We start from the raw sequence: 7,160 nt of genomic DNA on the forward strand, positions 1-7,160 counted from the left end.
CGGTTGCCCGGGCAGCGTACAACCGGCGCCTGTTGATCACAAGTTTCGGGTCGGACTTAGGGCTGGGCCGCTGAACTTGCTTAGCCCTTGGCGACGCGATCAAATGCCATCAGCCTTTCAAGCAGCGCCCGAAGGTCCTTCAGCGGCACCATGTTGGGACCGTCGGAGGGGGCGTTGTCGGGATCCTGATGCGTCTCGATGAAGACGCCGGCGACACCAACCGCAACCGCGGCGCGCGCCAGCGTCTCGACGAAGCGCCGATCGCCGCCTGACGAGCCGCCCTGCCCGCCCGGCTGCTGCACCGAATGCGTGGCGTCGAAAATCACCGGCGCGCCGATCTCGGCCATGATCGGCAGGGCGCGCATATCGGACACCAGCGTGTTGTAGCCGAAGGACGCGCCGCGCTCGGTGACCAGCACATTGGCGTTGCCGGAACCGGTGACCTTGGCGACGACGTTCTTCATGTCCCACGGCGCGAGGAACTGGCCCTTCTTCACATTGACGACCTTGCCGGTTCTTGCCGCCGCGATCAGCAGATCGGTCTGGCGGCTGAGGAAAGCCGGAATCTGCAGGATATCGACATGCGGCGACACGAGCGCGCACTGTTCCTCGGTGTGGATATCGGTCAGGATCGGCAGCGAAAACGCCTTGCGCAAATCGTCGAAGACGGGCAGCGCCGCATCGAGCCCGGCGCCGCGCGTGCCGCCAAGCGAGGTGCGGTTGGCCTTGTCGTAACTGGTCTTGTAGACGAGGCCCAGCCCGAGCTTCTCGGTCAGTTCCTTCAGCGCGCCAGCCATGTCGAAGGCGTGCTGCCGCGATTCAAGCTGGCACGGGCCGGCAATCAGCGACATCGGCGCGGTGTTGCCGAAGACGACATTACCGACGGTTACGGACGAATTGGGCTTGCTCATGCTTTCTCCTGGAAAACGAAGGCCGCACCCTGCCCGGATGTCGGCCACACGACAATATCATCGCCGCGTATGTCATGTTCTACGGAACTTGCTGCAAGCAGCTTGGCGACCGTGTCGGCGGAACCAACTGAAAAGACGATCGCCGCGAAGCGGAGTTCCGATGGCGCGCCGGCAGGTATGCCGAAGCGCGATTCGAAAGCGACGGGGTCAAGCAGGGTCAAGGTCGCGTTCGGCAGCTCAAACGCAGTGCTGCTCCCCGGCACGGTCGCCGGACTGTGCGTCGCGATCGAAATCAAACGGCGCTGTTCGGATGGCTCGGTGCTGACCGCCATGACCTCGACAATGCCGTTTGCGCCATTGGCGTGGACCTGCAACGCGCTGCGGTCCACTTTCGGCGCATTGATCCGCTCGCAGGCAAACAGGAATGCGTCCGTCGCCCCGGTGCCGGAGGCGAAGGCCAGTTTGAACGATGCCGTGTCGCTGCTTCCCGCCGCGTCGGTGAAGGCGCGCGAAAAGCTCAGCATGTCTCCAGCCGACAGGCCGGCTTCGACATAGCGTGCGTGGTCGGCATCCGCACTTTGGGTACCCAGGACAAGGGCGGAAAATCCCTCATTGCCGCAGCTGTCGCGATAGGCGCGATCGCGCGCGACGAAGGCGTTATCGTCGGCGATCGCTTTCGCCGCCGCTTGCGCATTGCCCACTGCCAGCAACTCGAGATAGGTGCCGTCCTCAAGGAAGACGCAGCAGTTTTCCGTGCCGAAAGGATGGATGCCGGTCGGCGCCACGACAAAGCCAAGCGAAACTAGCCGCGCCCGTGCCACGTCGAGGCTGGCGGTCGGCAGCACAAGATGGTCAAGCGGGTAAGCGCCGGGCGGACAAGCGCCGGGCGGATAAGCGCCGGGCGAATGAGGGCGTGCTGGCATCGTCTCGATCATGCTGGCGCGGTGTGCATCATTCCGGAAGTTGGTTCAAGAGCCCTCGCCTGACGCGCAGGGATTTCATATAGCGGCAGCGGTCGTCGCGATGGCTGTTCTTGGCCACGCTGCCTTGGCGACGCGCGAAAGCGGCAGGGCGCTGATCCGACCGAACCAACGGCTGCAGACGGGTGCGCTCCAGCTTCGATCAGTTTCACTTCAAGTCGCAGCCACAATGTCCGCCGAATAGCGCAATTCGCGCAGCGGTTTGACCTGGCTGGTCGTCTCGGCATAGAGCGGATGCGCCTTGTAGGCGGCCAGAGCGGCGGCGTCCTCGAACTCGGCATAAACGACCACGTCGATCTCGTCCGAAAGCGGGTCGACCTTGCTGTTGAGCGTCACCTCGAACAGATGGGAATGGGGGATGTTGCCCAGCGCCAGCAAGCCCGTGCGTACGGCCTCGACGTCCTCTTTGTGCCGTGCGCTGAAGAAAACGATATGCCGGATCAACCCCAGCCTCCTCGATCGATGTGCAGCCATGTTTTGTGTGGGCAACACGATTGCGTCAACCGGCAACGATGTCGCGGCAACAACGCGGTGGGGCGAAGGCGAGGAAACCTACATCATGCTGGTGATGTAGCGCACGATGCGGTTAATCTCCCTGACCGTGGTGTCCAGATAGCTGCCCTGATTGTAGAGCCCGTCCCAGATCAGGAAGAACGTGACGGCGCAGATGACGATGACATAACGCATGGCTAAAACTACTGCATCCGGGTGGCCGCAACCATAGTGATTCCGGCGTTGATCAGCGCCCTCCCGCAAAATCTTTCGATTGATCCGTGTTCGCTTGCCTTGGCTCTTGAAGTTCCCTTTGATCGCATGAAAGATTGCTGCGGGGATTCATCGGGAAGCGGCGTTCGCGCCCTGCCGATGAACTGCGAGAGAGTTGGAAACCGGCGATTTTGCGCCGGCGCCGCAGAAGTCCCGGGGGCGTGACATGGCTCACAAGGAAGACACCAGCGTTGCGTCGGGCGACGCGGTCAAGTTGGACGAATTCAATTTCGCCGAGACCGTCAAAGGCCTGCCGGCCAAGGCGCGCATGGTGCTGTCGGCGGCGATGAACCTGCCGCGTGGCTCGCTCAAGGTGAGGATGCCGGACGGCCGCGCCGTCCTCGTCGGCGGCAAGGGCCCGGGTCCGGACGCCGAACTGGTGCTCAAGAACTGGCGCTTGCCCGGCCGTGCCTTCACCGGCGGCACCATCGGCATCGCCGAATCCTACATCGACGGCGATTGGGACAGTCCCGATGTGACCAGTTTCCTGGAACTGTTCGTCGTCAATTCAGAAATCGGAGAGCGCATCGCCGGCGGCGCCAGCTGGCTGATCAACGCCGTCCAGCGTGTCCGCCACTGGTTCAACCAAAACACCCGCACCGGCTCGAAGCGCAACATTTCGGCGCATTACGATCTCGGCAACGCCTTTTACAAGGAATGGCTGGATCCGAGCATGACCTATTCGTCGGCGCTCTATGCAGCTGGCGCCAACGATCTGGAAAGCGCGCAAGCCGCCAAATATCGCGCGCTGGCCAAGGACACGGGCATCGGCGCGAACGACCACGTGCTTGAAATCGGTTGCGGCTGGGGCGGCTTTGCCGAATTCGCGGCGCGCGAGATCGGCTGCCGCGTCACCGGGCTGACGATCAGCCGCGAGCAGCATGACTTCGCCAGAGCACGCGTCCAGAAGGCTGGATTTGCCGACAAGATCGACATCAAGCTGCAGGACTACCGCGACGAAACCGGTTCCTACGACCGCATCGCCTCGATCGAGATGTTCGAGGCGGTCGGCGAAAAGTACTGGCCCGTGTTTTTCGGCAAGATGAAGGATTGCCTGCGGCCTGGCGGTACCGCCGGCCTGCAGATCATCACCATCAACGAGAAAGCCTACGATACCTATCGCGCCCGGCCGGATTTCATCCAGCGTTACGTCTTCCCGGGCGGCATGCTGCCGACGCCGTCGATCCTGAAAACGCTCGGCAAAGACCATGGCCTTGCTCATCTGCGCGAGCGCATTTTCCCGGACGACTATGCCCGCACGCTCGCCGAATGGCGGCACCGTTTTTGTGGGTCATGGGAAAAGATCGTCCCGCTCGGTTTCGACGACCGCTTCAAGAAGCTCTGGGAGTTTTACCTGCATTATTGCGAAGCCGGCTTCCGCGCCAGCTACATCGATGTCCGCCAGGTGGTTTACAGGGCTTAGGGTGGCGACGACTAATTTCCGCATGGGATCAATTGGTTCTCCGTCGAACATCAAGTCGATGATGCGGTTCGAGCCGGCTGCTGTTCAACGGCGTGCCAGCCTTCAACAGCGTGCCAAGTCCTGACCGAAGCAGAGCTTCGCGCCTGAATCCGGTCGAGTCCATAAGGGAACAGATGACGTGCGGATGCATGTGCGCGGGGAGAGACGTCAGTTCCTGTCGTCGTCGCCTTGGGTGATCAGCCGCGCGCTGCGCTGCCCTGTCAGGTAGATCCATAGCCAGCTCAGCGAAACCGCAAGCCGGTTACGGAAGCCGATCAGGAAATAGATGTGCGCCAGGCCCCAAAGCCACCAGGCCAGCCGGCCGGTGAGCTTGATCCAGCCGAAATCGATCGCGGCGGCGCGCTTGCCGATCGTCGCCAGGTCGCCGTCATGCCTGTAGCGGAAAGGCCGCGGGGCTGCGTCGCCGGCAAGCCGGGCCTTGATCGTCGCGGCGACATGCCGGCCCTGCTGCTTGGCGGCGGGTGCTACGCCGGGCACCATGCGGCCATCCGGCCGCAGGACGTGTGCAGCGTCACCGACGACGAAAATTTCCGGGCTGCCCGGCACGGTCAGATCGGGCTCGACCAGCACCCTGCCCGCGCGGTCCGCTGCCGCCCCCAGCCATTCGGCGGCCGGCGAAGCGGCGACGCCTGCTGCCCACAGGATAGTCCTGGCCGGCAGATGCGTTTCACCGAAGACGACACCCTCCGCGTCGCAGCATGTCACGGGCCGACCGAGTTCGACCGTCACGCCAAGCCGCTCGAGCGCCTTGCTGGCATAGTCGGAGAGTTCAGGCGCGAAATTGGGAAGGATACGGTCACCGGCCTCAATCAGCACCACGCGCGTCTGCCGCGTATCGATGTTGCGGAACTCGCCGCGCAGCATCTCGTGCGCCAGTTCGACAATGGTGCCGGCCAGTTCCACGCCGGTCGGTCCGCCACCGACGATCGCCAGTGTCAGCAGCGCCTGGCGCCTGGCGGGATAGGTCTCCCGCTCGGCCTGCTCGAAGGCGAGCAGGATACGCCGTCGAATGGTGGTGGCGTCCTCCAACGTCTTCAGCCCCGGTGCGAAAGGCTCCCACTCGTCATGGCCGAAATAGGCGTGGCGGGCGCCGGTGGCCAGCAGCAGCGTGTCGTATCCAACTGCGCCGCCATCATCGAGCAGCACGTTTCTGCCGGCGCGGTCGACGCCGCTGACGGTGGCCAGCAGTGTCGTCACATCCTTGCGCTTGCGCAGGAGATGGCGGATCGGCCAGGCGACTTCCGAGGTCGCCAGCGCCGTGGTCGCCACCTGATAGAGCAGCGGCTGGAAAAGATGATGGTTGCGCTTGTCGATCATGGTGATGCGCACCGGCGCACCGTCAAGCGCGCGGGTGAATTCGAGACCCCCAAAGCCCGCTCCGACGACGACGACATGATGTCTGGTTTCGTTCAATTCATTCACTCCGGGAGCAGGTTGGCCGGGAGAGCAGGTGGGCCGGGAGGGCCGTTGGCCGCGAGAGCAGACCTGGAGAGCAATTCGTCAAGGCTGATGTAGCTATTTTTGTGCACCGCAACAACATCCGACTTTGCCGACTGCCCGCCCTGAGATGTCGCTGTTGTACATGCCCCCATCCTGCCGCCGAGTATAATTTCATCGAAGCAGATGACAGGAGTGAAAGTTGGCTAGCGATCATGACGACGACGGTCCGGGGCAATATTCCTCGCCGCCTTGCTTCATGCACGAGCTCGACCCGGAATTCCGGCCGCCCCTATCCGACTGGAACGACGTGAAACGATGGCGCAAGGCCGAGCGCGAGCGGCTGATTGCGGCGCGCCTCGCTGTCCCGGCTGACGTGCGGACGGCAATGTCGCAGCGCATCGGCGAAAACCTCGACGCGGTGATCGGCGACATTGCCGGCCGCATGGTCAGCCTCTACTGGCCGTTCCGCGGCGAGCCGGATTTGCGGGCCTGGATAGCTTCCGTCAATGAGCGCGGCGGCCGTACCGCACTGCCTGTTGTCGTCGAAAAAGCCCGCCCGCTTATCTTTCGCGCCTACGCACCGGGCGACCGGCTTGAAAAGGGTGTCTGGAACATCCCGATCCCGGCTGGAGGCGATCCGGTGCTGCCCGACATCGTCATCTCGCCTGTCGTCGGCATCGATCCGAGACAGTATCGGCTGGGCTATGGCGGCGGCTTCTTCGACCGCACGCTGGCGGCGATGCCGTTCAAGCCGCTGGTCATCGGTGTCGGCTACGAACTGCAGCGCATCGCCACCATCTACCCGCAGCCGCATGACATCCCGATGGACCGGGTGGTAACGGAGGCTTTCAAAGCCTAGGCAAGTTCCGGCTTCATCCCGACCGCCGTCCGGTCGACGATCTCGCGCAAGGCGAACGACGAGTTGATCTTCGTCACATGCGGCATCGCCGACAGCCATTCCTTGTGGATGCGCTCATAGTCGACGAGGTCCTTTGCCGCGATGCGCAGGATATAATCGTATTCGCCCGACATCAGGTGGCAGGACAACACATTCGGGCAGCGCTTTATCGCCGCCTCGAAATCCGACAGTGTCTTCTCGAATTGCCCCGACAGCGATATATGCACGATCGCCGTCATCTGGTGGCCAAGCGCGGCATTGGAAAGCCGGGCGTGGTAGCCGCGGATGGTTCCGGATTTCTCCAGATTGTCCAGCCGCCGCGAGCAGGCCGACTGTGACAGGCCGACCTTCTCGGCAAGCGCCGCGTTGGGTATCCGCCCATCCCGTTGCAACGTTTCGAGGATGGCGATATCAATCCTGTCGAGCGGCATTTTTCGGGATTCCTGCGACAATCCAGCTGTTTTGCGCAACGATTATCGAACCGCACCGTCTTGCGCAAGCGTATTCGCAAACACCTACGCGACGATTCGTGGTTCACTGTCTCTCAACAGCGAACATGCCCCAAAAGGCTGGATCAGGAGGAGAAGAAGATGCGCGTCGGCTGCCCCCGGGAAATCAAGAACCACGAATACCGCGTCGGCCTGACGCCGGGATCGGTCCGCGAATATGTCGCGCATGGCCAC

The 7,160-nt window shown here is 62.9% G+C and carries 8 protein-coding genes; 2 read left to right on the forward strand and 6 right to left on the reverse strand.

Annotated features, from left to right (window positions below):
- Nucleotides 1-80: 80 nt before the first annotated feature.
- The 4 genes from kdsA to AC0L3D_RS24870 form a co-directional block, all read right to left on the reverse strand.
- The gene (gene kdsA, locus AC0L3D_RS24855) at nt 81-911 is read right to left on the reverse strand and encodes a 3-deoxy-8-phosphooctulonate synthase (protein WP_473646115.1); all 831 of its coding nucleotides are present in this window, start codon (nt 909-911) and stop codon (nt 81-83) included.
- On the reverse strand, nt 908-1,834 hold the full coding sequence (locus tag AC0L3D_RS24860; RefSeq protein ID WP_473646117.1) for a VOC family protein: 927 nt from the start codon (nt 1,832-1,834) through the stop codon (nt 908-910). The genes kdsA and AC0L3D_RS24860 overlap by 4 nt, the downstream gene beginning before the upstream one ends.
- 210 nt (nt 1,835-2,044) lie before the next feature.
- A complete protein-coding gene (locus AC0L3D_RS24865) occupies nt 2,045-2,335 on the reverse strand; it encodes a Dabb family protein (protein WP_473646118.1) in 291 nt (96 codons plus the stop codon).
- A gap of 108 nt (nt 2,336-2,443) precedes the next feature.
- The gene (locus tag AC0L3D_RS24870; protein ID WP_023799246.1) at nt 2,444-2,578 is read right to left on the reverse strand and encodes a hypothetical protein; all 135 of its coding nucleotides are present in this window, start codon (nt 2,576-2,578) and stop codon (nt 2,444-2,446) included.
- Between the two features lie 244 nt (nt 2,579-2,822).
- Between AC0L3D_RS24870 and AC0L3D_RS24875 the strand changes: the two genes are divergently transcribed.
- Nucleotides 2,823-4,079 (forward strand): class I SAM-dependent methyltransferase, encoded by a 1,257-nt coding sequence (locus AC0L3D_RS24875; protein ID WP_473587199.1) that lies wholly within the window; start codon nt 2,823-2,825, stop codon nt 4,077-4,079.
- A 207-nt stretch (nt 4,080-4,286) separates the two neighbouring features.
- On the opposite strand, the gene AC0L3D_RS24880 is transcribed toward AC0L3D_RS24875, so the two are convergent.
- Nucleotides 4,287-5,552: an NAD(P)/FAD-dependent oxidoreductase gene (locus AC0L3D_RS24880; RefSeq protein WP_473629284.1), complete on the reverse strand. Its 1,266-nt coding sequence runs from the start codon at nt 5,550-5,552 to the stop codon at nt 4,287-4,289.
- A 226-nt stretch (nt 5,553-5,778) separates the two neighbouring features.
- Between AC0L3D_RS24880 and AC0L3D_RS24885 the strand changes: the two genes are divergently transcribed.
- A complete protein-coding gene (locus tag AC0L3D_RS24885) occupies nt 5,779-6,438 on the forward strand; it encodes a 5-formyltetrahydrofolate cyclo-ligase (protein WP_473629283.1) in 660 nt (219 codons plus the stop codon).
- On the opposite strand, the gene AC0L3D_RS24890 is transcribed toward AC0L3D_RS24885, so the two are convergent.
- Nucleotides 6,435-6,908 (reverse strand): Lrp/AsnC family transcriptional regulator, encoded by a 474-nt coding sequence (locus tag AC0L3D_RS24890; RefSeq protein ID WP_023799250.1) that lies wholly within the window; start codon nt 6,906-6,908, stop codon nt 6,435-6,437. The two genes, AC0L3D_RS24885 and AC0L3D_RS24890, sit on opposite strands and share 4 nt — an antisense overlap.
- Nucleotides 6,909-7,160 lie beyond the last annotated feature (252 nt).

The organism is Mesorhizobium sp. WSM4837 (assembly GCF_055811435.1).